Source organism: Photorhabdus aballayi (genome assembly GCF_026153155.1).
GTDB lineage: Bacteria > Pseudomonadota > Gammaproteobacteria > Enterobacterales > Enterobacteriaceae > Photorhabdus > Photorhabdus luminescens.
This window is the reverse complement of record NZ_JAPFCD010000057.1, coordinates 1-26,363: the sequence shown is the minus strand read 5'-3', so window position 1 is coordinate 26,363 and position 26,363 is coordinate 1. Positions and strand designations below refer to the sequence as shown.

Annotated in this window: 22 protein-coding genes and 1 pseudogene; 10 read left to right on the top strand and 13 right to left on the bottom strand. The window is 42.5% G+C overall.

All coding sequences use genetic code 11. The features are described 5' to 3' along the window. Positions 1 to 22: 22 nt before the first annotated feature. The 3 genes from moeB to OO184_RS20650 all read right to left on the bottom strand — a co-directional run bounded on the left by moeB (position 23) and on the right by OO184_RS20650 (position 2,990). A complete protein-coding gene (moeB, locus tag OO184_RS20660) occupies positions 23 to 775 on the bottom strand; it encodes a molybdopterin-synthase adenylyltransferase MoeB (protein ID WP_049583455.1) in 753 nt (250 codons plus the stop codon). Next, positions 775 to 2,016, bottom strand: a complete 1,242-nt coding sequence (moeA, locus tag OO184_RS20655; protein WP_265380799.1) for a molybdopterin molybdotransferase MoeA — start codon at positions 2,014 to 2,016, stop codon at positions 775 to 777. The genes moeB and moeA overlap by 1 nt, the downstream gene beginning before the upstream one ends. A gap of 227 nt (positions 2,017 to 2,243) precedes the next feature. Further along, positions 2,244 to 2,990: an SDR family NAD(P)-dependent oxidoreductase gene (locus tag OO184_RS20650; protein WP_265380798.1), complete on the bottom strand. Its 747-nt coding sequence runs from the start codon at positions 2,988 to 2,990 to the stop codon at positions 2,244 to 2,246. A 337-nt stretch (positions 2,991 to 3,327) separates the two neighbouring features. Between OO184_RS20650 and OO184_RS20645 the strand changes: the two genes are divergently transcribed. From OO184_RS20645 to yeiB, 3 genes are all read left to right on the top strand, one after another. Continuing rightward, positions 3,328 to 4,515: a YbfB/YjiJ family MFS transporter gene (locus OO184_RS20645; RefSeq protein ID WP_376712596.1), complete on the top strand. Its 1,188-nt coding sequence runs from the start codon at positions 3,328 to 3,330 to the stop codon at positions 4,513 to 4,515. Between the two features lie 171 nt (positions 4,516 to 4,686). Further along, positions 4,687 to 5,346 carry a GTP cyclohydrolase I FolE gene (gene folE, locus OO184_RS20640; protein WP_265380796.1) on the top strand — a complete coding sequence of 220 codons (660 nt, stop codon included), beginning with the start codon at positions 4,687 to 4,689 and terminating at the stop codon, positions 5,344 to 5,346. A 21-nt stretch (positions 5,347 to 5,367) separates the two neighbouring features. Next, positions 5,368 to 6,516 carry a DUF418 domain-containing protein YeiB gene (gene yeiB / locus OO184_RS20635; protein ID WP_265380795.1) on the top strand — a complete coding sequence of 383 codons (1,149 nt, stop codon included), beginning with the start codon at positions 5,368 to 5,370 and terminating at the stop codon, positions 6,514 to 6,516. A gap of 75 nt (positions 6,517 to 6,591) precedes the next feature. Here yeiB and sanA read toward each other — a convergent pair whose 3' ends face one another. The 5 genes from sanA to OO184_RS20610 all read right to left on the bottom strand — a co-directional run bounded on the left by sanA (position 6,592) and on the right by OO184_RS20610 (position 11,552). After that, complete coding sequence (gene sanA, locus OO184_RS20630) at positions 6,592 to 7,353, bottom strand: outer membrane permeability protein SanA (protein ID WP_265380794.1); 762 nt, start codon at positions 7,351 to 7,353, stop codon at positions 6,592 to 6,594. Positions 7,354 to 7,496: 143 nt separating this feature from the next. Then, positions 7,497 to 9,194, bottom strand: a complete 1,698-nt coding sequence (locus tag OO184_RS20625) for an NAD-dependent malic enzyme (RefSeq protein ID WP_265380793.1) — start codon at positions 9,192 to 9,194, stop codon at positions 7,497 to 7,499. Between the two features lie 205 nt (positions 9,195 to 9,399). Beyond that, positions 9,400 to 10,284 carry a cytidine deaminase gene (gene cdd, locus OO184_RS20620; RefSeq protein WP_265380792.1) on the bottom strand — a complete coding sequence of 295 codons (885 nt, stop codon included), beginning with the start codon at positions 10,282 to 10,284 and terminating at the stop codon, positions 9,400 to 9,402. 141 nt (positions 10,285 to 10,425) lie between these two features. Continuing rightward, entirely contained in the window at positions 10,426 to 11,121 is a 696-nt protein-coding gene (locus tag OO184_RS20615; RefSeq protein ID WP_265380791.1) for a CidB/LrgB family autolysis modulator, read from the bottom strand. 2 nt (positions 11,122 to 11,123) lie between these two features. Beyond that, positions 11,124 to 11,552, bottom strand: a complete 429-nt coding sequence (locus OO184_RS20610; RefSeq protein WP_265380790.1) for a CidA/LrgA family protein — start codon at positions 11,550 to 11,552, stop codon at positions 11,124 to 11,126. A gap of 76 nt (positions 11,553 to 11,628) precedes the next feature. Here OO184_RS20610 and OO184_RS20605 point away from each other — a divergent pair, with 76 nt between their 5' ends. Both OO184_RS20605 and OO184_RS20600 read left to right on the top strand, forming a co-directional pair. Then, positions 11,629 to 12,198: a tlde1 domain-containing protein gene (locus OO184_RS20605; protein WP_265380789.1), complete on the top strand. Its 570-nt coding sequence runs from the start codon at positions 11,629 to 11,631 to the stop codon at positions 12,196 to 12,198. Between the two features lie 74 nt (positions 12,199 to 12,272). Beyond that, on the top strand, positions 12,273 to 12,497 hold the full coding sequence (locus tag OO184_RS20600; RefSeq protein WP_244161576.1) for a tlde1 domain-containing protein: 225 nt from the start codon (positions 12,273 to 12,275) through the stop codon (positions 12,495 to 12,497). Positions 12,498 to 12,770: 273 nt separating this feature from the next. Here OO184_RS20600 and OO184_RS20595 read toward each other — a convergent pair. Both OO184_RS20595 and metG read right to left on the bottom strand, forming a co-directional pair. Beyond that, a pseudogene (locus OO184_RS20595) lies at positions 12,771 to 13,252 on the bottom strand (Hcp family type VI secretion system effector). Positions 13,253 to 13,811: 559 nt separating this feature from the next. Beyond that, positions 13,812 to 15,839, bottom strand: a complete 2,028-nt coding sequence (gene metG / locus OO184_RS20590) for a methionine--tRNA ligase (protein WP_265380788.1) — start codon at positions 15,837 to 15,839, stop codon at positions 13,812 to 13,814. A gap of 223 nt (positions 15,840 to 16,062) precedes the next feature. On the opposite strand from metG, the gene apbC reads away from it, so the two are divergent. The 4 genes from apbC to asmA all read left to right on the top strand — a co-directional run bounded on the left by apbC (position 16,063) and on the right by asmA (position 20,630). Further along, positions 16,063 to 17,175: an iron-sulfur cluster carrier protein ApbC gene (gene apbC, locus OO184_RS20585; RefSeq protein ID WP_265380787.1), complete on the top strand. Its 1,113-nt coding sequence runs from the start codon at positions 16,063 to 16,065 to the stop codon at positions 17,173 to 17,175. Between the two features lie 286 nt (positions 17,176 to 17,461). Continuing rightward, positions 17,462 to 18,103, top strand: a complete 642-nt coding sequence (gene udk / locus OO184_RS20580) for a uridine kinase (RefSeq protein ID WP_036777923.1) — start codon at positions 17,462 to 17,464, stop codon at positions 18,101 to 18,103. A gap of 53 nt (positions 18,104 to 18,156) precedes the next feature. Continuing rightward, positions 18,157 to 18,738, top strand: coding sequence for a dCTP deaminase (gene dcd, locus OO184_RS20575; RefSeq protein ID WP_036777925.1), 582 nt, complete (start codon positions 18,157 to 18,159; stop codon positions 18,736 to 18,738). Positions 18,739 to 18,797: 59 nt separating this feature from the next. Next, the gene (gene asmA / locus OO184_RS20570; RefSeq protein ID WP_265380786.1) at positions 18,798 to 20,630 is read left to right on the top strand and encodes an outer membrane assembly protein AsmA; all 1,833 of its coding nucleotides are present in this window, start codon (positions 18,798 to 18,800) and stop codon (positions 20,628 to 20,630) included. A gap of 271 nt (positions 20,631 to 20,901) precedes the next feature. Here the strand turns inward: asmA and OO184_RS20565 are convergent, their stop codons facing one another. Both OO184_RS20565 and OO184_RS20560 read right to left on the bottom strand, forming a co-directional pair. Continuing rightward, positions 20,902 to 21,339: a GNAT family N-acetyltransferase gene (locus OO184_RS20565; RefSeq protein ID WP_265380785.1), complete on the bottom strand. Its 438-nt coding sequence runs from the start codon at positions 21,337 to 21,339 to the stop codon at positions 20,902 to 20,904. A gap of 271 nt (positions 21,340 to 21,610) precedes the next feature. Beyond that, the gene (locus OO184_RS20560; RefSeq protein WP_265380784.1) at positions 21,611 to 23,182 is read right to left on the bottom strand and encodes a TerC family protein; all 1,572 of its coding nucleotides are present in this window, start codon (positions 23,180 to 23,182) and stop codon (positions 21,611 to 21,613) included. A 245-nt stretch (positions 23,183 to 23,427) separates the two neighbouring features. On the opposite strand from OO184_RS20560, the gene gnd reads away from it, so the two are divergent. Then, entirely contained in the window at positions 23,428 to 24,834 is a 1,407-nt protein-coding gene (gene gnd, locus OO184_RS20555) for an NADP-dependent phosphogluconate dehydrogenase (RefSeq protein ID WP_265380783.1), read from the top strand. 180 nt (positions 24,835 to 25,014) lie between these two features. Here the strand turns inward: gnd and OO184_RS20550 are convergent, their stop codons facing one another. Continuing rightward, positions 25,015 to 25,644 carry a beta/gamma crystallin domain-containing protein gene (locus OO184_RS20550; RefSeq protein WP_265380782.1) on the bottom strand — a complete coding sequence of 210 codons (630 nt, stop codon included), beginning with the start codon at positions 25,642 to 25,644 and terminating at the stop codon, positions 25,015 to 25,017. Positions 25,645 to 26,363: the final 719 nt, after the last annotated feature.

The window sequence follows — 26,363 nt, the reverse complement described above, 5'->3', positions numbered from 1 at the left end:
TTATTTCTATCAGCGGATAAAATTAACTGTTGCATACTTCGCAATTAGGATCTTTAAGTAATTTAATATCACGAAATTGCATTGTCATTGCATCAAACAGTAAAACCTTTCCGCTGTTAACTTGACCGTATCCGGTAAGGAGTTTGATGGTTTCCATTGCTTGCAATGTACCGATGGTGCCGACCAATGGCGCCATAACCCCCGTTTCTACACATGTTAGATGGTTTTCACCAAACAGTCTGCTCAGGCAACGGTAGCAGGGGGCATCTGGCTGATAAGTAAATGTCGTTAGTTGTCCTTCCATACGAATAGCTGCGCCGGAAACCAGAGGCGTTTTCCTTACCAGACACAGGCGGTTCAGTTGTTCGCGGATCGCCACATTATCCGTACAATCTAAGACAATATCATTCTGGCTGATAAGTTCATTTAGCGCCTGATCTTCCAGTAATCCGTCAACGGTTTTAATCGTGACATGTGGATTTATTGCCCGGAGCGTCAATTGGGCTGAATGCACCTTAGCCATGCCGATACGTTCGTCCCGATGCAGGATCTGCCGTTGCAGGTTCGAGAGAGAAACGGTATCAAAATCCAACAGTGTTATTGTTCCCACACCTGCTGCGGTCAAATATTGGGATGCTGCGCAACCTAAACCACCTGCACCGACTATCAGGATCATCGAAGATTTCAATTTTTCTTGACCGTCAAAATCAAACCCACGTAGAACAATCTGACGGTTATAGCGTAGGATTTCTGCGTCTGTGAGTTCAATGGTCATTATTCATGTTTCAGTAAGTGATTGAACAATTCTATTTCAACATTTTCACCAACTTCTACCCGCCCACGTTCACGTTCCAGAACAATGAAGCAGTTCCCCTGACTGAATGAACTAAATATATGAGAACCTTGATGTCCCGTCGTATGAACTTCTAGTTCCCCTTGTTTATTCACCGAAGCAATACCCCGTTGAAAATCCATTCTTCCCGGTGTCTTTTTTAATGGTGTAATGACTTTGGCGCGCATACGCATAGGGGGTTGCCATGTCGTAAAACCGGATAGACGCGCGATTAAAGGTTGAACTAATTGATAGAAAGTGAGAACGGCTGAAACTGGATTACCCGGCAGACCACAGAACCAGGCGTTTTTTAGTTTGCCAAAAGCGAAAGGTTTACCCGGTTTAATTGCCAGTTTCCAGAAACTGATTTCGCCTAATTCATCCAGTATCTGCTTGGTGTAGTCTGCCTCGCCCACAGAAACGCCGCCACTGCTGATAACTAAATCGGCTTGTTGATCTGCTTGTGCGAAAACATGACGTAAAGCTTGGGGATTGTCTGGAATAACGCCTAAATCAATAACGTCGCAATCCAGTTTCTCCAGCATCAGTCGAACGGCAAAACGGTTGGTATCATAAATTTGCCCTTCCTTAAGTGGGTGACCGATAGTTTGCAACTCATCACCTGTCGAAAAAATAGCGACTTTCAATTTGCGAACCACTTCAACTTCGGTGATGCCTAAAGATGCAATCAGGGGTAATTGAGCAGTGGATAATTTGTTACCTGCCGGTAGTACCACCGCACCTTTAGTAATATCTTCGCCAGCCAGACGGATATTCTGACCTTGTTTGGCTGGTTGAGTGAAAACGATGCCGTCATCAGTAATTTCTGCGTATTCCTGCATAATAACTGTGTCAGCATCTGTGGGAATGGGTGCGCCAGTCATAATGCGGATACAAGTTGCAACCGGCCATTCTCCTTGAAAAGGAGTGCCTGCCAGCGCTTTTCCTGCCAGAGGCAGAGGTTTATTGCCATTTAAATCGGCGTAGCGCACGGCATAACCGTCCATTGCTGAGTTAGCAAAGGGAGGCACATTAATGGGAGAAATGATATTTGTTGCAGTGATGCGTCCTGATGTTTGCAGGAGGCTGACGGCTTCTGTATCAGTCAGAGGTGTAACTTGAGTCAGAAGTTTTTCCAACGCCTGCTGCAAAGAGATCAATCCAGAGGTATGACAGTGATCCATAATGATGCTCCCAGATAACGTTTTTTGTTAATGGCATTATGGCAGAGATCAACATATGTGTGAGTGATATTTGACTTTAATGAGTATCGTATATTCCATAAATGCGGCGATATTGGTGTCGGTTATCCAAAACGCCGCAATGTGTGATAAGCGCATAGAACATCACGATTAACCTGGCGTAGGAGAATTTGCTGTTGTGATAGCCAGGTTAAAAAGTGAGTAAGCGCTTATAAAGTTTGACCACTGTCAACGGTTATGATTTGTCCTGTCATTGATTCCGCGTTTAACAGCATCAAGGTTATTTCTGCAACATCTTCTGGCGTTGAAATTCTTTCTAAAGGCAAATAAGTGCAAAGCGTATGCATTTTCTCTTCTCTCCCTTTCCACCATCTTGTTTCAACGGCACCCGGCGCTACGCAGTTAACCCTAACCGATGGAGCCAGCGCCCGAGCTAAGGATTTTGTCAGCCCGTGAACCGCTGATTTGGACGCGGCATAGGGGATACAAGAACCCAGTCCCGTTTCGCCGGCGATACTACCGACATTCACGATAGCACTCCCCGTTCTTGCTTTAAGATAGGGTGCCGCATACCGGCAACAATGAAATGTGCCTTTCACATTAACATCAATAATGGCATCCCAAATATCGCTAGATATGGCATCAAGATCTTCAAATTGAAGTTGTCTGGTTGTCGCCGCGTTATTTACCAGATAGTCGATCCCGCCAAATTTTTCCACGACGGTGTTTATCATTGCCTGCACAGCCGATTCGTCGGCAACATTCGCTTTTATCGCGATAGCTTGTCCTCCATCCTTGATAATTGTTTCCGTCGTTTCCAGTGCTTCAAGTTCACTTTGTGAATAGATCACGGCGACAGCGGCGCCTTGTTTCGCCATCATAATACTGATAGCTCGTCCTATACCGGTCCCACCACCGGTAACAATAGCTGTTTTACCTTGAAATGCTTGGTACATAAAAATGCTCCTCACTCATATTTGTACGTAACATGGCAAATGATATCTCTTATAAACAGGCTTGTTAGTACCATTTTGGCGTTATTGTGCGGAAGCCTGGATAATTCAGTTAATGCTGTGTTTTTAGCTTTAGTTAAGACGAATAAATTAGAGCTGAGCCAGAAGGGGCATATATTCTGTCATCCCAAATACTGTAATTAATTGCTTACTGATTTTTTATTTATGGGCAGAAATAATTTACGTTTTTCTGGGAACTTTGTTAATTAAAAGTGTATGTTGTATTTGATTTCTGTTATGTCTTATGAAGAATAAATTAAAAAAATAATATTTTATGGCTATGAACAATTCAGCTTCTCCTCAACAAAGTCACCGCTACCTGGCTTTTCATATCGCAATGAGTGGATTTTTGGCGCTGGTTGTCGCTATGGGAATTGGGCGTACTGCCTTCACCCCTCAAGTGCCTTTAATGATCGCAGAATCTCAGTTCAGTCTGACTGGGGCAGGTATCGTTGCGGCTTTTAACTATCTGGGATATCTGGCCGGTTCCTATGATGCAATGCGGGCGCGCCGTTTGATTGAATATCGGCTTTGGGCCGGGTTATGGGGAGCGGTGATTATCACGCTGCTCTCTGCGCTACTGTATGGCGCGATATTGCACAGCATCGCTCGTTTTTTTATTGGTTGGGCCAGTGGCTGGACATTGGTATTAGTAGCGTCATGGGCCAATGAACAGTTGGCTAGATTGAATCGTCCTGCGTTGAGTGCTGCCATATTTGCCGGACCGGGAGTCGGGATATTCGTTACGGGTATCCTTGCCATTGGTATCCAAGCATGGCAAGTGAGCGCTTCCGAAGCATGGCTGTTATATGGCATTTTGGCGTTGATTTGTAGTATCTATATTAGTCGGCATCTGCCCCGTAGTGGTGGGCTACACCGTTCACAGGCTGAGGTGAAGAAACTGACTTTGACGCCTGCAATTAAGCGGTTGGTATGGAGCTACAGTTTAGCGGGGTTTGGTTATATTTTACCTGCGACTTTTCTTTCGCAAATGGCAAGTGATCGTTTCCCAGGCAGCTTATTTGCGCAGTTTGTCTGGCCAGTATTTGGTGCCGCCGCAGTCATCGGCATCGGTTTTGCTATTTTGACTCGTCATATGCTGACAACGCAAATCCGGCTGGCAATCACTTTATGGATTCAGGCGGTGGGCATTCTTGTTGCTGAGATCATTCCGGGAATAGGTGGTCTGGCATTAAGCTCTTTGTTGGTTGGTGGTGGTTTTATGTGTGTAGTGCAAATGGCGTTTCAGTATGGGCGTGAATTAGCACCAGAACATAGCCGTTATATGGCTGGGTTATTAACCACCGGATATGCTGTCGGGCAGCTTGTTGGGCCGATGTTGTCAGCGATTTCTACCGCGATAACCGGGAGATTGGAGCCTGCATTATATGTCGCATTGATTACCTTGGTCATTGCCGGGTTATTGGTTTGTAACAGGAATAAATCGACCAGTGAAGTGCGTATGTAAAAAATTCATATAATTATGAAAAGCTATCACTGGATAATCACCACGTGCTCATTTACAGTGTGTGCGATAGTTACCTGTTAGTAGTGAGTTGTTTCAGTTATGGTCTTCATGACTCGAATATCTATTTTACTACCCGCCAGATGATGAAAAGTAATGTCTTTGGAGAAAATAATGTCATCCTTAAGTAAAGAAGCTGAACTTGTGCATTCGGCGCTGGAAGCTCGTGGTCTTGAAACGCCTTTGCGTGGTCAGGCGTTGGTGCCGGAAGTGCGCAAAGCGCGTATTGAGGAGCATATGACGGAAATTATGAAACTGTTGAATCTCGATTTGCGTGATGACAGTTTGGCAGAAACCCCCAGTCGTATTGCGAAAATGTACGTCGATGAGATTTTTTCCGGGTTGGACTACAGTAATTTCCCAAAAATCACGCTAATAGAAAATAAAATGAGAGTGGATGAAATGGTGACAGTGCGTGATATCACACTAACCAGCACCTGCGAACACCATTTTGTCACCATTGATGGCAAGGCGACGGTTGCCTATATCCCAAAAGATAAAGTCATTGGGTTGTCTAAGATTAACCGTATTGTGCAATTTTTTTCGCAGCGTCCACAGGTACAAGAGCGCCTGACCCAACAGATCCTGATTGCATTACAGACACTGCTTGGCACTAATAATGTTGCTGTATCAATTGATGCGGTTCATTACTGCGTGAAGGCACGGGGTATCCGTGATGCAACCAGCACCACGACAACAACTTCCCTGGGTGGGTTGTTTAAATCTAGTCAAAATACCCGTCAAGAGTTTTTACGCGCGACTCGCCATGTGTAATTTTTACATCGGGATATAAGAATGGCCTGCCAGAGAATTGACTCACTGGATAGTCTTCGTGGTCTGGCAATACTGGGGATATTGTTACTCAATATCTCCGGTTTTGCTTTGCCATCCGCCGCTTATTTGAATCCGGCATATAATGGCTCTGCTTCTTTAACTGATTTGATTGTCTGGTCTGTACTTAGCGTCTTTGTTCAGGGAAAGTTCCTGTGTATTCTGGCCTTCTTATTTGGAGCGACCTTGGAGCTACTATTACCAAGGGGCAAAATCTGGAATTACCCACGATTAACTATACTTGCTCTCATTGGAATAGGGCATGGCATCCTATTCTGGGATGGCGATATTTTACTCTCTTATAGTTTGGCCGGTTTTTTCAGCTTTCAATTGATTAGCCAAAATAGCGCCAGCAGCAGGTTATTTATGCAAGGTGCTATTTTTTACCTGATCGGATTAGCGCTATTGTTTATTCTTGGCTTTCTTTCCCGCGGCGAATCTAATGATATTTCTTGGCAGACGACGGAATTCCATACGTTATACGAAACATATTGGAAAACATCTGGTGGATGGTTAGCAGTAAAAGAGCGTTTTAATCAGGTCATATTGATGATGGTCATGCTGTTTGTACAGTATGGCTGGCAGCTTATCGGTATTATGTTATGTGGTGCGGGATTAGTGCGTAATGGTTGGCTAAAAGGTGAGTTTTCAGTGAACCATTATCGAAATGCGGCGCTATTGCTGATACCACTCAGTGTGGCTGTTCAGACATTCTCTGTCGTGTTCCAATCTATCCATAATTGGGATTACTTTTGGTCAGGTATTGTCGGTTATATCCTTGCTGAGTTGGTAACGCCGTTTCAGGCTCTGGGGTATATGGCTTTGATATATGGTTTTTGGCCGGTCATTTCATGTTGGCGCATTAATTACTGGCTTAGTCAGGTTGGACGGATGGCGATGAGTAATTACTTGCTGCAAACCTTAATCTGCACCTTGCTGTTTTATCATCTTGGTTTTTTTGGTCAATTTAACCGTTTGGAATTACTTGCATTTATCCTTCCTATTTGGGCGATGAATATTCTCTTTTCATGCTGGTGGTTGCGCCGTTACCCGCAAGGGCCAGTCGAACAGTGGTGGCGTAAAATTACTGCGGTATTGGCCCGGCCCGCTTAAACGGGGTTTTATACCCGTCATCTTTCAAGTTGCCTCTTTGTTGGCTGCACTCACTCACCCCGGCCACATAGTTCTCTATGCTCCCGGGGATTCGCTCCCTTGCCGTCGCGATGCATCTTGAAATCCATAGGGTATATCTATTTCCTGCAATTCTTCTGGGGTTACGGCGGGGTAATCAGTCATGCCTTTCGGTACCTTATACGGAGTAGGAATAGGGATCAACGGGCCTAAGAAACGAGGTTCACGTTTCAGAATATAGAGATCAGTCAGAGCGCCAAGGCGGGCAATGATTTCGCGTAATCGAACGGTAATCATATTTTTAGGTGTCGAAACTGCATAACATTGAGCGGTAATTCCCATATGCATAGCGATAAATAGGGCTCGTTCACAATGAAATCGTTGAGTGATAATGGTGAAGTCGTTAGTGTTAAAAACCTTCCGAGTTCTGACTATCGAATCAAGCGTTCTGAAACCCGCAAAATCCAGTACGATATTCGCGGTAGGAATACCCGCTTTGACTAAATCTCTGCGCATGGTGACCGGTTCGTTATAACTTTGTTGAGCATTGTCGCCGCTCAATAATAAGTATTTAATTTTGTCGCTGTTATAGGCATTAATAGCTCCCTGAATACGGTACATATAGTACTGATTTGGGGCGCCAGAGAGGTAATATTTGGCAGTACCAAGTACTATACCTACTTCACGTTCAGGAAGTTGTTTGAGATCATCAAAGACATAAGGGGCTGTTTTCCAGCTAATCCAGCGGTCAAGTGCAATAGCTGTCAGTATCAGCATCCCTGTGATGAATAACAGACTAGTTATCAGGCGCTTCCACATGCTTTTGCCTTTTTATACACATTAATGACTGAATTTGTTAAAGGCTACTTTACCTGAAATTTCTAAGCAAGTTTTCTCTCTGAGAAAAAGCTTGTTAGTAAAAGTAAACTAACAAGCTTTTTAGGTATTTTTAGCGATAAAAATCAGAATGAAGTGCGTTTATACACGCGATATTCAGGTTTCCAGAAGTTGCGTTCAATCGCTTCATCCAGTGCGCCATCTGAGGTAACAGTGGCAACGCCCTGTATTTGTGCCTCTTTGGCGACTTGTTTAGCAATTTTGCGTGATACGTCCTGAATATCATCAATAAGCGGCAGTAACGGGCCTTGTCCCTGTTGGGCTAAGGGGGAACAATCCGCCAGTGTTCGACTTGCTGCCATTAACATACCGTCAGTAACCAGTTTGGCCCCTGACGCAATGACACCCAGACCAATCCCAGGGAAGATATAGGCGTTGTTACATTGAGCAATCGGATATTCCTGATCTTTGTATTTTACCGGATTAAATGGGCTACCTGTCGCCACCAGAGCGGCGCCATCTGTCCAGTTGATGATATCTTCTGGACGGGCTTCAACGCGAGAAGTTGGATTCGATAACGGCATGACGATTGGACGTTCACAGTGTTTATGCATCTCACGGATGATCTCTTCTGTAAACAAACCTGACTGACCTGAAACACCAATCAATACCGTCGGTTTAGCATTACGGACAACATCGAGCAACGAGATGGCATCGCTGTTTACATCCCATTGAGTCAATGAGTCGCTTTTCTGTACCAGCTTATTCTGGAAATCCAACAGATTTGGCAGTTTGTCTGTCAATAAACCGAACCGGTCAACCATGAAAATACGGGCACGAGCCTGTTCTTCGCTTAAACCTTCGGATTTCATCTGGGCGACGATCTGTTCTGCAATGCCGCAACCGGCGGAACCCGCGCCAAGGAAGGTAACTGTTTGATCTTTCAATTGACGGCCAGCCGCGTGGCTAGCGGCAATTAAGCTCCCTAATGTAACGGCGGCGGTTCCCTGAATATCATCATTAAAGCAGCAAACCTCATGGCGATAGCGATCAAGCAGAGGCATGGCATTTTTTTGGGCAAAATCTTCAAATTGCAGCAGCACATTCGGCCAACGGCGTTTAACAGCCTGAATAAATTCATCTACGAATTCATCATACTCTTCACCGGTGATGCGCGGATGACGCCAGCCCATATATAACGGATCATTCAGGCGCTGTGGGTTATTGGTGCCGACATCCAGGACAACTGGCAGTGTATAAGCTGGGCTAATACCACCGCAGGAGGTATACAAGGAGAGCTTACCGATAGGAATACCCATACCGCCAATGCCTTGGTCGCCTAAACCAAGGATACGTTCGCCATCGGTAACCACGATGACTTTGACATTTTGCTTGGTTGCATTTTGCAGCATGTCATCAATATGGGCTTTGTTGGGATATGAGATGAACAGGCCGCGGGCGCGACGGTAAATATCGGAAAAGTGCTCACAAGCTTCACCAACGGTTGGGGTGTAGATGATTGGCATCATTTCGTTCAAATGTGCATCCAGCAGGCGATAGAACAGGGTTTCGTTAGTGTCCTGAATATTTCGCAGATAAATGTGCTTATCTGCGTCATTTTTAAAATCAAGATACTGTCGATAAGCACGTTCAGCTTGTTCTTCGATGGTTTCGACCGCTTCCGGTAATAAACCGTAAAGATTAAAGTTGCTGCGTTCTTCTTCAGTAAAAGCGCTGCCTTTATTCAGCAGGGGGAATTCCAACAGAATTGGGCCAGCATAGGGAATATATAATGGACGTTTACTTTCGTGTTCCAGTTCCATGAATCTTACTCTTTGAACTAAATGGATAAACAAGGTTAGCTTAGATCCTAAGAGATAGGAAAAATATGTACAGTAAATGTTACTTAATTAGAGGTATTATGAGCTAAAATGAGAGATAACATCCAGATTTGGCTAATAAAATGTTACGGTAATTGTTTTTTATAGCGGAAAACCCTCTATCTGCATAGAAGGTTTTCCGCTAAATTCAGAAAGTGTAGTAATCAAATTTGCTGCAACCGAGTGCGGCAAGTATGGATTGAGTCGCACTCCGTTGGGATAAATCACAGTGTTTTCCCTCAACCAACACGGCTCTGTCGATAGCCAGGCAATCACCACCAGAAATGTTCATCAGAATCAGCGCTGCTTGTAATGGCGGTAAGCTTGGGTTAAATGCGGCATTTTCTGCATAACGCCCAGGATAAATTTTTCCATCTTTTCCCAAAAGCGCGGTACCACTGTAGGAATTACTGTATGGAGCATAGCTCTGGTTTGCTGCATCTAGCGCAGTCAGTACTAATTTATCCGTGGTTTCTAGTTTATAACCATGATTGACCGGGTCCATCAACAAAGTCTTGATGCCCAGATCGTTTGGGCCAAAAGAATCTGGCAGATAATGACCTAATGTTGAATGTACCTGCTTTGGCAGGTGAATCTCTAATTGGGCGCCACTATTAAGTTCATTCATAAATTGACGGCAGTGCCCGCACGGAGAGTAGTTCACAGTAACAGATGCCAGTCTTTTCTCGCCCAATAACCAAGCGTGAGTAATCGCACACTGTTCTGCATGAATCGTTTGCTGTAGCGGCACGCCCGCAAATTCCATATTCGCGCCAAAATAGAGGTTTCCGCTTTCACCGCGGGCAATGGCGCCAACATTAAAATGGGATATTGGTGTTAGGGAACATGCCGCTGCGAGTGGCAACAGGGCGACAGCTAGGGTGTTATCATCAAAACCACAGGTTTTCTTAATAGATTCAGCTTGCTCAGCAGTAAGCATGGCAGGAAAGTCGTTGTTTCCTGCGTAAGGTAAGAGAGCATCCTGTAGTTTAGAGGGTAATTGTACCCAGATAGGGTGAAAACGAGCTTGCATAGCGTGATCTCCGAATTAACTTAAGATCATTCTAAGTTGTCTGATTAGATTTGTAATGTGATAAATGTCATATGGATGGATGAGACTTATGTAATTGAAGTTGGTAATTAAGCGATTATTATCAAATTTCCTAAAGATAAACTAGCTAAATAGGTATAGCAGCACCGGGAATACAAAGGGGGCTGTTAGTGAAGTAATGATACCGCAGGTCATCAATGCCAATGAGCTGTATGCGCCTTCAACAAAATTGACCTCCGCACAGCGGGCAGTACCTAAAGCATGTGATGCCGTTCCCATTGCCAGGCCGCGGGATGCTTTAGTTTTTACCTGTAACAGATCGAACAGGTTGTGACCAAATATTGCCCCGAAAATGCCGACAAAAATGACGCAAGCAGCACTGATTGCAGGAATACCGCCAATAGCATCTGCTACTGCCATTGCTATTGGTGTTGTGACGGATTTAGGTAATATCGAAGCGGCCATTTCAGGCGTTGCGCCCATCCATAAGGCAATAGCAGCGCCTGTCACCATAGCGACAATACTGCCGATAAAACAGATGCTGATAATGGACTTCCATTGGGCTCGGATCTGATGTAGCTGCTCATATAAAGGAAATGCTAGCGCAACCACTGCGGGTTGGAGTAGATCATTTAGCATTCGGCTGCCGGCAAAATAGTGTTCATAAGGCGTGTGGGTGATTAATAATATTGGAATAATGATGGCGATAGAAACCAATAAGGGGTTCAGTACGGGAATTTTGAATCGTAATGAAAGTTTTCTTGCGGTGTAGAATACAATCAATGTTAATGGCAGTGACCACCAAATATGACTTAACATTTTTATTTCTCTTGTTTCTGTTGTTCACTCTTAATTTCTGAGGCGGAACTCATAATTGGACGTTCACGATGAACATAGTGGGAACTGTAAGCAACGATAATCATAACAACTACGGTACTGATCAGGCATGAAAAAACAATTGGAATTATCTGTTGGCTGAGTTGATCGTAATAATTGATCACGCCCACACCGATAGGCAGAAACAATAAAGTCATATTTTTTAGTAACAAACTACAACCTGGTTTTGCCCAATGAACAGGAATGAGTTGGAAAGATAATAAAACGAACAAGATCAACATGCCGATAATACTGCCGGGAATGATGATGGGTAATAGGGAAGAAATGGCATTACCTGTCATCAAACACAAATAAATCAGAACAAATGCTCGTAGGTACTGCCAACCAATAATCAGTACTTCACGAAACGACATAACAAAATCCCTAATTCTGGTGAAGTATTCATCATACAATTAACCTTGAGAATGTGCCATCCTTTCCTTCGAAAGGATGACAGAAATTTCGGCGGTTCTGGATTACAGCCCCGATAAAATGATTAGCAAGATTGGTAATGTGTGGTTTGATTTAATACGAGGTTTTCTAGAAAAAAGTGAACTTTATGATAGCGTTGAAGTCCAACCATACGAAAACATACGCTATGGAAAAAATAGTAATTTAATCAATTGCAGGTTGGAATACAACTCGCAGATATATTATATGGGAATAACCATGCAAATTTGTAGGATGAATTATAACGACCTGTCCGATAATGGACGAAAGGCTAAATTTCATTGTTATGGCGTTGGTATATTTGACGTTTTCTCTGGTCAAGATCCATACGTCAACAAGTCTGAATGTTCTTACATTGAGAAATCAGCAATTCCTCCAGGTCAGTATTGGATTGTTGATCGTCCGGTTGGTAGCATAGCGAACCAAGTCAGAGGCACAGCTCTTGATATGATTCATGGTACTAATCATTCTCAATGGTTTGGGTTATACCCTATAGATTTCAAGATGCATCGCGACGGCAAGGGAGCGAATCCCCGGGAGCATAGAGAACTATGTGACCGGGGTGAGTGAGTGCAGCCAACAAAGAGGCAACTTAAAAGATAACGGGTATATATAGTTTTCAGACAATGAATGATTATATATTCGTGAACGGTGTTCGACGCGGTGCATTTCGTCTTCATCCATTGCGTCCGAATGGTAGCGGCGAGTCTTGGGGATGTATCACCTTTTATCGTGTTTCTGACTTTAATATCGTGCGAAACGCTCTGCTCCGTACCCATAAGTTTAAAGTACCCGGCAGCTCATTGATGGCATACGGTAGAGTTGATGTTATGGGGAATACAAATTTTGGTGCGTGTAAAGTTTCTTAGCTTATTGGGTTATTTACTATGCCTGTTGATCGCACTGCTAGCGTTCCGGCTCATTACTCCATTAAACTTGGCTGTTTATCAGGTGTACCGTATGGTAGAACGTTTACTGAGCAGTATAAATTTGGGTTGGTTAGGGGGAAATTGCGAGGATAGCTGGGTTGAATTTTTTATAGACATCTTTATACTTTTAATAATAGCTCTAGTTATACACAAAATCGCCAGTCGGATTTTTAATAGACTTCGATAAAATGCCGGATATTCCAGTGTTATTTCTTAGCGCTCTTTCCATGAATCAGAGTAAATGATATTACCATCAAGGTATTTCCACGTAATTTTCTCGTATCTGATTTCAACGGATTCTAGATGATTAAAATGTTGATAAGATGGATCTTTTATATTATGCATTACTGTGGAAATTGAAACAATTTTCACCCCGCTCATAAGGATATGGAAATATTCCTCTTCCTGACCTGCATCATTTATCCTGTACCACTTGATATTGGCAGATTGTAATGTCTGTCCAGTGGCAACAGCTTTATATAGGTATGGAGATGCCCGATCAAATTCTTTTTCGAAACTCATTGAACCATGTACTCTGGTGCCCGTTAGTTTTCCTGTACTACTATCAGTGGGAATATATAGACTATGGTTAAAACTTAGGATTTCAATGCTACCCTCGCGATTTTGTACATCGACAGATCCCTTAATATCTGCACCACCATCATCTTGCACCATATATATGCCGGTATGGCCATACTAACCTCCTAATAATTTTCCTACACATTGATTTACTTCAATTCCATTCTAAATTCGATGATAATTTAACTGAATTATCTCACTATAACTAGTGATAATTTTATTAACTACTTTGAACTTTACTTTCTATTGAAGAAAATCCAAAGTGGATACTGGAGATGGAAATTTTCCATGTCACATATAATTAACCAATAAAAGAGGATCGAAACTAAGGTACGGTAGTTGATTTGTTCAACACAAAACAGCTAAAAAATCCAAGTGCAGGTCTATCTTCTATCGGCTCTTGTTCGACAATTAACGAAAAAGTTTGCCCAGAAAACCGATTCTTAAGGCACAAGCGGGATACCAGTCGCCTCAGTAATAGTCCCTACTGATAAGCAGCAAGTATTTTGAAATGAAGACTCTAATTTACTGGCAGCTTTCACGCCTTGCTCGCTGGCATGTTGAAAGTGATGCTCTGGGTAAATCCAAGATACAAGGATGTCAAAGCTCACATTAAAAAAACGGGGATCATTGCTGATCCCCGTAGGTAAAGATATTAGTGAAATAAATTGGCTATTATTTCACTTGCATACCGGGTTGTGCGCCGCTGTCTGGGCTGAGTAAGAAGATATCTTTTCCACCGGGTCCGGCTGCCATAACCATCCCTTCCGAAATACCAAAGCGCATTTTGCGTGGCGCCAGGTTAGCGACCATAATAGTTAAACGGCCTTCCAGCGCTTTTGGATCAGGATAACTGGAGCGGATACCAGAAAATACCTGGCGGGTTTCGCCGCCAAGATCCAACATCAGTTTCAGCAACTTATCTGAGCCTTCGACAAAATCCGCCTGTTTAATAAGGGCAACGCGCATATCAACTTTGGCAAAATCATCGAAGGTGATAGTGTCCTGAATCGGATCTTCCGCCAGTGGACCGCTGACTTTTTGTGGTGTGTTGATGCTCTCTTTAGATGCTGCAACCATCGCGTCCACTTTATCCATATCAATGCGATTGAACAGGGCCTTAAAGGCAGAAATTTGATGATCCAACAGCGGTTGTTCAATACCATGCCAGGTAAGTTCTGTATTTAAGAAAGCTTCTGCGCGTTCTGCCAGACTTGGCAAAACGGGTTTCAGGAAAGTCATCAAAACGCGGAACAGGTTGATGCCCATTGAACAGATAGCTTGAAGATCTGCATCACGGCCTTCTTCTTTTGCTACAACCCAAGGCGCTTGCTCATCCACATAACGGTTTGCCAAATCAGCCAGTGCCATGACTTCACGGATTGCTTTACTGAATTCGCGGTTATTAAACTCTTCTGCAATCACCTTTGCTCCATCAATAAACTGTTGGTAAAGCGCCGGATCAGCCAGTTTATCCGCCAGCTTGCCGTTAAAGCGTTTATTAATGAAGCCTGCATTACGGGAGGCTAGGTTAACAACTTTATTAACGATATCGCTGTTAACACGCTGAACAAAATCTTCCAGATTCAGATCGATATCATCAATGCGAGCAGAGAGTTTGGCTGCATAGTAATAACGCAAACAGTCTGCATCCAGATGATCCAAGTAAGTGCTGGCTTTAATAAAAGTACCGCGGGATTTGGACATCTTCGCACCGTTGACGGTGACATAGCCGTGAACAAACACATTGGTTGGCTTACGGTAACCGCTGCCTTCCAACATAGCCGGCCAGAACAGGCTGTGGAAATAAACAATGTCTTTACCGATAAAGTGATACAGATCGGTGGTGGAATCTTTTGCCCAGAACTCATCAAAGCTCAGATTTCCGCGTTTGTCACACAGGTTTTGGAAAGAGCCCATATAGCCAATGGGAGCATCCAGCCAGACATAGAAATATTTGCCCGGCGCATCAGGAATTTCAAAACCGAAATAGGGGGCATCACGGGTGATATCCCACTGTTGTAAACCGGATTCAAACCATTCCTGCATTTTGTTAGCAACTTGTTCCTGTAATGCGCCGGAGCGGGTCCAGGCTTGCAACATGTTGCTGAATGCGGGCAGATCGAAGAAGAAGTGTTCTGTTTCACGCATTTCTGGCGTCGCGCCGGAGACAGCAGAACGTGGGTTGATCAGTTCAGTTGGGCTGTAGGTTGAACCGCAAACTTCACAGTTATCGCCATATTGGTCTTCTGCCTTACATTTCGGGCAGCTACCTTTGACAAAGCGATCCGGCAGAAACATATTTTTCTCAGGATCGTATAACTGAGAGATAGTACGACTCTTAATATGGCCGTTTTTCTTCAGTTCGAGGTAGATTTTAGTTGAGAGCGCTTGGTTTTCTTCGCTATGCGTGGAGTGATAGTTATCATAGCTAACTGAAAAGCCAGTAAAATCCTGATGATGCTCTTGGTTCACCGTTGCGATCATCTCTTCAGGAGCAATACCCATTTGCTGAGCTTTCAGCATGATTGGTGTTCCATGAGCGTCATCGGCACAGATAAAGTGAACCTCTTTGCCGCGCATTCGCTGAAAACGGACCCAAATATCTGCCTGGATATGCTCCAGCATGTGACCGAGATGGATTGGACCGTTAGCATATGGCAACGCGCACGTCACCAATAATTTTTTTGCGACTTGAGACATAATAAGGATCTGACTTCCAATAAGTGAAAAAGGGAGTTTGATGTTAACCGATCAAAAAAATTGTCGCTAGGGTAAGGTTTAATCTTACGTGAGTTTTGTTGGATAAAAACTGAATCAGTGAACGGGAAGTGGGTTTTTGTCGCTAATCTTATCTGAACGCATTGGGTTCTGTTATTATGGCAATATGGTTTTTCGCTAATTGATAATCATCAAAGGAGCCGGGATGAACTCACAATCCCCCGAGCAGACCAATCCTGACCTGCTGAAATCTCAGGTAACAAAAATACTTGCTGCTTTTACCCATCCGACGCTAGAACGTGATTTGATAACGTTGAAGGCTTTACATCACTGTACGATGCTTGACGGCGTCTTGCATATTGAATTGCTCATGCCGTTTGTCTGGAAGCGTGGGTTTGAAGCATTGAAAGAAGCGACAACGGAAAAATTACGGGCGGTAACCGGCGCAAAATCGGTGGCATGGAAATTAATCCATGATATCAGCACATTACGTCGCGCTAATGATTTGCCGGGCATTAATGGCGTCCGTAATATTTTGGCTGTCAGCTCAGGTAAAGGCGGGGTGGGTAAATCCAGCACAGCCGTAAACCTGGCGCTGGCATTGGCTCAGGAGGGGGCAAAAGTCGGTATTCTGGATGCAGATATCTACGGTCCTTCTGTTCCGAGTATGTTGGGAACCACCAAAGAGCGTCCAACTTCCCCAGACGGGCAGCATATGGCGCCGATTATGACGCATGGTCTTGCCACTAACTCTATTGGTTATTTAGTAACGGATGATAATGCAATGGTGTGGCGTGGTCCGATGGCTAGTAAAGCATTGATGCAGATGCTACAGGATACATTATGGCCGGATCTTGATTATCTGGTTATCGATATGCCGCCAGGAACCGGTGATATTCAGCTCACTTTATCGCAAAACATCCCGGTAACGGGGGCGCTGGTGGTAACAACGCCTCAGGATATTGCCTTAATTGATGCAATGAAAGGCATCGTTATGTTCCAGAAAGTGAAGGTACCGGTACTGGGTATTGTTGAAAATATGAGTGTACATATTTGCAGCAACTGTGGTCGCCAGGAACCTATTTTTGGTACGGGTGGAGCAGAAACATTAGCTGCTAAATATCACTGTAAATTATTGGGACAAATCCCTTTGCATATTTCACTGCGTGAAGATCTTGATCGTGGTCAGCCAACGGTTATCAGTAATCCCGATAGTGAATTTACGGATATCTATCGCGAAATTGCAGCAAATATTTCAGCACAGATGTATTGGCAAGGCGAGAAGATACCGACAGAAATTTCGTTCCGTGCTGTTTAATACGGGTATTTGATTGATGATAACGGGTGATGGATGCTTTCATTGCCCGCTTTTTGTATGGAGAGATTTTGTATGGAGAAATTTTGCATGGTGAAAAGTATGTTTGCCCGATTTCCCTCGTTACGATTTCCTTGGTTACATGGTTTTTATGCGAAACGCCTCGAAAAAAATGAGACTTATCTTGTTTGCACTGGAACAGATACCATTAACTCCCTATAATCTCGCCAAACTTAGCGCTCATAAGTGCTTTGTTCCCATTTTTTTCTAGAATCAGGTTATCGCTATTATGGCTGACGAAGCATATCAGTGCACAATTGTAGGAATTTCCGGTGCATCTGCCTCAGGTAAAAGTCTCATTGCTAATACACTTTATCGTGAATTACGCGCTCAGGTTGGTGATCACAATATCGGTATTATACCAGAGGATTGCTATTATAAAGATCAGAGCAATCTATCAATGGAAGAGCGTTATAAGACTAATTATGACCATCCAAGCTCAATGGATCACAATCTGCTGTTTTCTCACCTGCAAGCGCTGAAAATGGGTGAATCAATTGAATTACCGCAATACGATTATGTTGCTCATACTCGTAAACCAGAAGCGATTCATTTTGCACCGAAAAGGGTTATTATTCTGGAGGGTATTCTGTTATTGACTGATAAGCGCTTGCGTCAGGAGATGGATTTCTCTATTTTTGTTGATACGCCACTGGATATTTGCCTTATGCGTCGTATTAAACGGGATGTACATGAACGGGGACGCTCTCTGGATTCGGTTATTGAGCAATATCATAAAACTGTGCGCCCAATGTTCCTGCAATTTATTGAACCATCAAAGCAATATGCAGATATTATTGTGCCGCGCGGAGGTAAAAACCGGGTAGCGATTGATATATTGAAAGCCAAAATTGGTCAGTTCTGCGAATAATAAAACTTTGCTTGTCAGACATTGATAAGCATCATCGTATTTGAGAGGAAATAATGCGACTCTGTGACCGCGACATTATTAAATGGCTTGATGAAGGTAAATTGGTCATTGCTCCACGTCCGCCGATTGAACGCATTAACGGGGCAACTGCTGATGTGCGCCTTGGGAATCAGTTTCGTGTTTTCTGTGGTCATACTGCGGCATATATTGATTTGAGCGGTCCGAAAGATGAGGTCAGCGCTGCGCTTGATCGCGTAATGAGTGATGAAATTATCCTGTCTGACGATGAGGTTTTTTTCCTCCATCCTGGCGAGTTAGCACTGGCTGTTACGCTGGAATCCGTCACATTGCCTGATGATTTGGTGGGCTGGCTTGATGGTCGTTCTTCTCTTGCTCGTCTTGGGTTGATGGTACACGTGACAGCACACCGGATTGATCCGGGTTGGCATGGTCAGATTGTTCTCGAATTCTATAACTCCGGTAAATTGCCTCTGGCGTTACGTCCGGGTATGGTTATTGGCGCTTTGAGTTTTGAGCCGTTGTCTGGTTCCGCTGACCGTCCATATAACCGTCGTCAAGATGCGAAATATAAAAACCAACAGGGTGCGGTGGGTAGTCGTATTGATGAAGATTAATATTTTTATCGGCTATTGAGTTGCATTGACTGTTTTTGACAAAAAAAGCTGAGGAAGTCATGAAGAGATTACTGACGACACTGATTATTTTGCTGGTTGTAATTATTACCGGTCTGGCAGCATTAGTCATGTTAGTAAATCCGAATGACTTTCGTGCTTATATGGTCAAGCAGGTGCAAAAGAAGAGCGGCTACCAACTCGTCCTGCAAGATGGTATGCGCTGGCATGTCTGGCCAAAACTGAGCATCATTTCCGGGCGTATGTCATTAACGGCGCCAGGAGCGGCGCAGCCAACAGTGACGGCGGAAAATATGCGTCTTGATGTGGAGTTGTGGCCGCTTCTTTCTCATCAGCTTGCCGTTAAAGAGGTGATGTTGAAAGGGGCGATATTGAGAGTCACCCCGGAGAGTCAGCCTCAGAAAAAAGAGAATACTCCTATTGCGCCAACAGGGAGTACAGCCAATCCTGTTGCGAAGGATGAGGGTTGGAAGCTTGATATCGCCAGAATTAAAGTCGCAGATAGTTTGCTCATTTGGCAGCGTGGTGAGCATGATCAGTTAAATGTCCGCGATATTAATCTGCTTATGGCGCGGGATAACCAAAACCATATCGGCGTGGAGTTAAGTAGCAAAGTTAGTAAGAATCAGCAAGACTTGGCTTTTAATCTTAGCGCTGATGTCGATATTACTGATTATCCCTATCGTGTTGCTGGCAATATTGACTCTTTTGATTATCAACTCCAGGGCGCAGGTATCCCTACGGGAGGAATTAGTGGTTCAGGAAAAGTACATGCTGTTTATCAAAAAGAGACGGCAGATGGACCGCAAATAATTTCTTTACAGACACTAAGTTTCACGGCTAATGAGAGTGAACTGCACGGCAGTATAAAAGCAATGTTGGGGGCTCACGCGGATTATCAAATAGATTTATCTTCCCAAAAACTGAATTTAGATAATCTGATGGGATGGGACTTGCTTTCTAAAGAAGGCTCAGAGGTTAAGCGTTATTACCGGATGGAGAATAGTTCAGCTAAACCTGTGATCGCCGTTTCAAGCCCTGCTCAGCCTGATTATAACGCTGCATTTCTAAATGATTTTAATGCTAATGTGACTATTAATGCGGATAAATTTGTTTATCGAGGAATGGAGATCGATAATCTGATATTGAAAGCGACAAGTAATAGTGGTATTGCTGAAATTTCTACTCTGAATGGCAAATTATTTGGAGGTGATTTCTCTATTCCGGTTGTTTTAGATGCGACAGGTAGTCAATTGAAATTACATGCAAAACCTTTACTGCGGAATATAGAACTGGAGCCGGTACTCAAAGCGTTTTCTTTACCACCGGCATTTAGTGGTAAATTCGATCTGAATGGGGATCTTTCTGGTAAAGGATATGATGGTTATGCTATTTCGCATATTTGGCAGGGTGATCTTAATTTCAGTTTAGTTAATGCCAAAATGTATGGATTAAATATCCCCCAATTAATCCAGCAATCCGTTGCTCGTGCAACGGATAAAGTGAATATCTCTGATAATATGGATAACTTTACCCGTGCCAAAAAGCTTGATGTTAAAGCGGTACTGAATCGAGGCGATATAAAAATCAGCCGACTTCATGCGGTATCCGATTTTCTGAATATTGATGGGCAGGGTAAGGCTAATCTACTTAAACAAAATGTTGATGTCGCTTTAAAAGTACAGATAACACAAGGATGGGGCAAGGATAATGAATTGGTTAGCCGTCTGCGAAAAATGAAAGTACCACTACGGGTTTACGGTAATTGGAATAATCTGCAATACAACTTGGATATTGAGCAATTGCTACATAATGAGTTAGAGGACAAGGTAAAACGAGCTATTAACGATTGGGTTGAACGTAGCAGTAATTAGCTGTATTAACTCATGCCTGATTTGACCGCTCAATTCTGGCAGTTACTATTATGCTTAATCAGATGCTTAAATGAATGCTTATATACCTAATAGATTTCGAGTTGCAGCGCGGCGGCAAGTGAGCGAATCCCCAGGAGCATAGATAACTATGTGACTGGGGTGAGTGAAAGCAGCCAACAAAGCAGCAGCTTGAAAGATGAAGGGTATAGTTGTCTAAGCATAGTTGCCGGAGCAATTAATTTCAGTACAAAAGTGGATTTACGATTGTGAGTTAAATCTTAATAATTGCTAACATCTCTTCATTTTCTTCACTTATGCCGACTTCAACAAAACCAAAACTGGCGTAAAAGTTTCTTGCCACAGTATTGCTTGGCTTATAACAGATTTCTATTTCTTTTAATTCATTTGTTTGCCTAATTTCATTAAGGGCTAGCAGCATTGCTTGGCGTCCGATACCTTTGTTCTGATATTGTTGATCCACCATAAATCGCCAAATTGATGTCTTTTGATCTGTTTCAGGTACCCACATAAAAAAACCGACAGGTTTGCTGTCTAAACAAATTGCACGTGTTTGGTATGAGGGATTGAATTTTGATTCAACCAGTGACCACATGTTATTTGCGACATATTCACATTGGTCATCGGTTACTGTTAGATCACAGACATCTTCATAATTGCCTTTATCCACATCAGCGAGAGTTATATTCATATAATATCCTTTTGAATTGATGAATAGTATTATCGATTGGCAAGTTTATATGAAGTTTATTGAATTGAAAAGCTATGGCTTTTTTGTTCTGAATACAAAGTTATTTCATATTGTTAGATAAATCATTAACAGTATCTGCTTAGAGTCCCACATATAGTATTGATAAAAAGGACAAAAAAATCCCGGTACAGTTTAAACTGACCGGGCTTTCTTGTGTTTCAGAGGAAAAACTTAGTGATGGCAAATATGATTAGCGATTAATAACACTGAACTATTCTTTATTTTCTTCCTCTGACGTCAGAGGAGTAATTTTTACCTTATTAATTCGGTGACTGGTCACTTCCAGCGGTTCAAACAGATAATTATCAATCTGTAATTGCTCACCCTGTTGTGGAATATGTTGTGAATGTTCCATCAACAAACCTGCCAAGGTTTGATACTCACGCTTTTCATCCAATTGCAAAGGGACATAAAGGATCAAATCATCCAGCGGCATATAACCATTGGCGATCCAACCACCATTTTCAGTCGCTTGAATATCATGGCGGGCATCAGTTTCTTCGCCATCTACCGGCAAATTACCCGCGATAGTTTCCATTACGTCGGTTAAAGTCACCACACCTTCCACAGAACCAAATTCATCGACAACAAATGCGAAGTGAGTTTGTGCCTGGCGGAACTGCTCCAATGCTTGAAGTAATGAAAGCTGTTCAGGGAAAATCAGCGGTTGTTTTATCAGCGAGTGTAAATCAAAAGGCTGTTGGTTGAGTTGTTGATTCAATAAATCAATAACATGAACAACACCTAATGGTTCGTCACTGATATTTTCGTCTGTTACCACAATGCGTGTATGAGGACTTTTACTCAGTATTTGCGTCAGATTTTCGGTTGGCGCATGAATATCAAGGTACTCCACGTCGTGGCGGGAGGTCATAATACTGTTGACGTTGCGTTGCGCCATGCCCAGAACCCTGGCAATCATTTGACGCTCTTGTGGATCAAACACTTCCTGATTATCGGAAATCAGATTAGATGTATGATTGTCTAATTCTGCATTTTCATGCTTACCACTAAGGATACGTAAAACGGCTTCCGCTGTCCTTTCACGTAGTGAACGGGAAGCAGTAAGAAATCTGCGGCGGTTAAACTGAGCAAATTGGTTTAAGGATTCAATTATAATGGAGAAGCCGATAGCGGCGTACAAGTAACCTTTAGGGATGTGATAACCAAAACCTTCGGCTACCAGACTGAAACCGATCATCAACAAGAAGCTCAGACAGAGAATAACGATAGTCGGATGAGCATTGACGAAAGTGGTCAACGGTTTACTTGCCAGGATCATCAGGAACATCGCAATGGTGACTGCCGCGATCATGATACCGATGTTGTCTACCATACCAACAGCAGTAACCACTGAATCCAGTGAAAATACAGCATCAAGGACAATTATCTGAACGACAACTGTCCAAAATTTAGATGTTTGGCGTTGTTGTCCTGAGTGGGCATCTTTACCTTCCAGCCGTTCATTGAGCTCCATTGTCGCTTTGAACAGTAAGAAAAGACCGCCTATCAGCATAATCAGGTCGCGGGCGCTAAATGGATGTTCCCAAAGCGTAATTAATGGATGAGTTAGCGTTATCAGCCAGGAAAGACTAAAAAGCAGTACGATACGCATCAGTAACGCACAACTTAGACCTGTAATTCTTGCTTTGTCTCTTTGTTTTTCAGGAAGTTTATCTGCCAGAATGGCAATAAAGACCAAGTTGTCGATTCCGAGGACAATTTCTAGAACGATAAGAGTAACCAGTCCTGCCCATATCGTCGGATCAGCGATCCATTCCATACAGTTTTTTTTACCTTTTAATATGACGGCTCATGCCGAATAATAAATAATGGGCATTGACTCATCAAATTTCAATAGTTGATTTTTCATATGAGGAAGTTTTTTCCAAAAAATGAGGTGTAGCGGTATCAATGGCACCAATAACTATCCAATAGGACTCATCCTGAGTTAACATGTGATCACATTAACAAATTGCGCACTAATTATTATTGGTGAGCAAAATTATCATCAGACAGGAGTTATTCATGTCCAAGCAGCAGATTGGTGTTGTCGGTATGGCGGTGATGGGGCGTAACCTGGCATTAAATATTGAGAGCCGTGGTTATTCCGTGTCTATATTTAACCGTTCAAGTGATAAAACTGACGAAGTGATCGCCGAAAATCCGGGGAAGAAATTAGTTCCAAGTTACACTATCGAAGAATTTGTCGATTCACTGGAAAAACCGCGCCGTATTCTGCTGATGGTTAAGGCTGGAGAAGCAACTGATAAAACTATTGCTTCACTGACTCCACATCTGGATAAAGGTGATATTTTGATTGATGGGGGTAATACCTATTTTCAGGATACTATCCGCCGTAATCGGGAACTTTCTGCTCAGGGTTTTAATTTTATCGGTACTGGGGTTTCTGGGGGTGAAGAGGGGGCATTGAAAGGGCCATCTATCATGCCTGGCGGCCAAAAAGAGGCATATGAATTGGTAGCGCCAATTCTGCAAGAGATTGCGGCTAAAGCTGAAGGTGAATCTTGTGTGGCCTATATTGGTCCAGATGGCGCCGGCCATTATGTGAAAATGGTTCACAATGGCATTGAATACGGTGATATGCAGCTCATTGCTGAAGCCTATTCTTTATTGAAGAATGCTCTGAATCTGAGCAATGAAGAACTGTCTGAGATTTTCACTGATTGGAATAACGGCGAATTGAGCAGCTATTTGATTGAAATCACGGCTGATATTTTCCGTAAAAAAGATGAAGCAGGCCAATATTTGGTTGATGTGATTTTGGATGAAGCAGCAAATAAAGGCACGGGTAAGTGGACTAGCCAAAGTTCTCTGGATTTAGGTATTCCAGTGACGTTGATCACAGAATCGGTATTTGCACGTTATATCTCTTCTCTAAAAGATCAGCGAGTTGCTGCGGCTAAAGTGTTAAGTGGGCCGAAAGCACAACCATTTAAAGGTGATAAGGCCGAATTTATTGAGAAAGTTCGTCGTGCGCTTTATTTGGGTAAAATTGTTTCTTATGCTCAGGGTTTTCAGCAATTGAAAGCGGCATCTGATGAGTACCAATGGGATCTCAATTACGGTGAAATTGCCGGGATTTTCCGGGCAGGTTGTATTATTCGCGCTCAATTCCTGCAAAAAATTACTGACGCATATAACGAGAATGCGGATATTGCTAACCTGTTGCTCGCGCCTTACTTTAAGAAAATTGCTGACGAATATCAGCAAGCGCTGCGTGATGTCGTCTCGTATGGGGTGCAGAATGGTATCCCAACCCCCACGTTCTCCGCTGCTATTTCTTACTACGATAGTTATCGTTCTGCTGTATTGCCCGCTAATTTAATTCAGGCTCAACGTGATTATTTTGGCGCTCATACTTATCAGCGTACTGATAAAGAGGGTGTTTTCCATACTGAATGGATGGAGTAAGCCCGATTATTATCGATTGACCAGGAGCGTGGAGAGGCCATATCAGATGTGATGTGGTTCAGTTTCCGCGATCGTCTGGGATACGCTGTTGCGGTTTTTGAATAAATGTACCGCAACGGCGTAGCTTAGATTTCAGAATATAACTTATCTGAGAGTGATGATTGTCACATTAATCCCGGATTAAGCAATAGGATCAGTACTGGTAATGTGAAAATCAAAACGATTATTTCCTACATGGACCAATTTCAAGTTCTTAGGAAAATTGAGTCCTTCATCAATAGTTGCAATGCCAATAGCATCATAAGAAAAATAGAATGACCCGTTACCAATATATTCTCCGGTGTTGACGTTTCTTACATAAATTGAAGTGACTATCTCTTTCTGTACCAATAGTTCATTAACGACAATATAGTTATCATCTGTTGTGGCGTTAACGTCGATCGTTTCTTGTTCTTCTCCATTAAATATCTTAATGGTCATGGAGAATTTTGTATCTGAATGAGTATCATCGATAACTCTTAGTGCAACCAGTTTTGTATCTTTCTGCATAATTCTGAATTTAGATAACCCTCTAATTTCTCTATCGATATCTGGATTGTCGACTACCCACTCATAATATTTGCTTTCTGGATCGTTATAATGGCGCCACGCATGGACTTTTGATAGTTTACCGATTTTTACTGAACGGAATTTATCGTTAAGGTTGGAAGGGAGAGAGATAATTTTATCGAGCTCTGGGTAATCATGTGATTTACCCTGATAGTTTTTCTCTTCAAAAAACGTGACGCCTGTAATTAATTCTTTTGTCATTCTTTTACTCCTTAAAGTTAATGTAAGTAAATATATATATCCTTCATCTTTCAAGCTGCTGCTTTGTTGGTTGCTTTCACTCACCCCAGTCACATAGTTATCTATGCTCCTGGGGATTCGTTCACTTGCCGCCGCGCTGCAACTCGAAATCTATTAGGTATAGGTTGCCAAGAAAAAATGTTTCTGTTAGTAAACTCCTATGTAATGCTTTTCTGGAAGTATGCCTGGTTGTATTAATGCGATATATCCAGTCAAAAAAGGAATAATATTCGATAGGTTAATATTAAAATTAGCATAAAAATGCGTAAAGTAAAGCTGTTTAAAAAGTACCGAATAATATCCTTATAATTATATAAATATAGTCTAACTAACTGTTTAAAATATTAAAATTTGATATTTTTAGTGAGTGCTGTATATTAAACTTAGTATTCAATTTAATTGTGAATATTTTTCATGTTTAGTATTTTGAATAGGTGTTATAAGATTGATTTTCATTAATAATATTATGAAAATATCTATAATAGGATGTGTGATAATATAATGGTTGTGTTTTCTATAATTTTTAGAATTAATCGTTATGGAAGTATTTATCTCAAAGTAAATAGCTTTTGACCATTATTGCTATTGGATCTTAGTTTAATTTTTTTTGAATTAAATGACTGTTTAATTTTTTAGTTATAAATTTTTATGAAAAAAAGATAAATAACAGTGAATGGCTA

Coding starts and splice junctions, on each gene's coding strand:
- moeB (WP_049583455.1), bottom strand. CDS start 775: ATGACCATTGAACTCACAGACGCAGAAATCCTACGCTATAACCGTCAG.
- OO184_RS20565 (WP_265380785.1), bottom strand. CDS start 21,339: ATGAATATAACTCTCGCTGATGTGGATAAAGGCAATTATGAAGATGTC.
- OO184_RS20625 (WP_265380793.1), bottom strand. CDS start 9,194: ATGGAACTGGAACACGAAAGTAAACGTCCATTATATATTCCCTATGCT.
- udk (WP_036777923.1), top strand. CDS start 17,462: ATGGCTGACGAAGCATATCAGTGCACAATTGTAGGAATTTCCGGTGCA.
- asmA (WP_265380786.1), top strand. CDS start 18,798: ATGAAGAGATTACTGACGACACTGATTATTTTGCTGGTTGTAATTATT.
- moeA (WP_265380799.1), bottom strand. CDS start 2,016: ATGGATCACTGTCATACCTCTGGATTGATCTCTTTGCAGCAGGCGTTG.
- yeiB (WP_265380795.1), top strand. CDS start 5,368: ATGGCCTGCCAGAGAATTGACTCACTGGATAGTCTTCGTGGTCTGGCA.
- OO184_RS20615 (WP_265380791.1), bottom strand. CDS start 11,121: ATGTTAAGTCATATTTGGTGGTCACTGCCATTAACATTGATTGTATTC.
- sanA (WP_265380794.1), bottom strand. CDS start 7,353: ATGTGGAAGCGCCTGATAACTAGTCTGTTATTCATCACAGGGATGCTG.
- cdd (WP_265380792.1), bottom strand. CDS start 10,284: ATGCAAGCTCGTTTTCACCCTATCTGGGTACAATTACCCTCTAAACTA.
- apbC (WP_265380787.1), top strand. CDS start 16,063: ATGAACTCACAATCCCCCGAGCAGACCAATCCTGACCTGCTGAAATCT.
- OO184_RS20605 (WP_265380789.1), top strand. CDS start 11,629: ATGACAGAAATTTCGGCGGTTCTGGATTACAGCCCCGATAAAATGATT.
- folE (WP_265380796.1), top strand. CDS start 4,687: ATGTCATCCTTAAGTAAAGAAGCTGAACTTGTGCATTCGGCGCTGGAA.
- OO184_RS20550 (WP_265380782.1), bottom strand. CDS start 25,644: ATGACAAAAGAATTAATTACAGGCGTCACGTTTTTTGAAGAGAAAAAC.
- OO184_RS20610 (WP_265380790.1), bottom strand. CDS start 11,552: ATGTCGTTTCGTGAAGTACTGATTATTGGTTGGCAGTACCTACGAGCA.
- metG (WP_265380788.1), bottom strand. CDS start 15,839: ATGTCTCAAGTCGCAAAAAAATTATTGGTGACGTGCGCGTTGCCATAT.
- OO184_RS20645 (WP_376712596.1), top strand. CDS start 3,328: ATGAACAATTCAGCTTCTCCTCAACAAAGTCACCGCTACCTGGCTTTT.
- gnd (WP_265380783.1), top strand. CDS start 23,428: ATGTCCAAGCAGCAGATTGGTGTTGTCGGTATGGCGGTGATGGGGCGT.
- OO184_RS20560 (WP_265380784.1), bottom strand. CDS start 23,182: ATGGAATGGATCGCTGATCCGACGATATGGGCAGGACTGGTTACTCTT.
- dcd (WP_036777925.1), top strand. CDS start 18,157: ATGCGACTCTGTGACCGCGACATTATTAAATGGCTTGATGAAGGTAAA.
- OO184_RS20650 (WP_265380798.1), bottom strand. CDS start 2,990: ATGTACCAAGCATTTCAAGGTAAAACAGCTATTGTTACCGGTGGTGGG.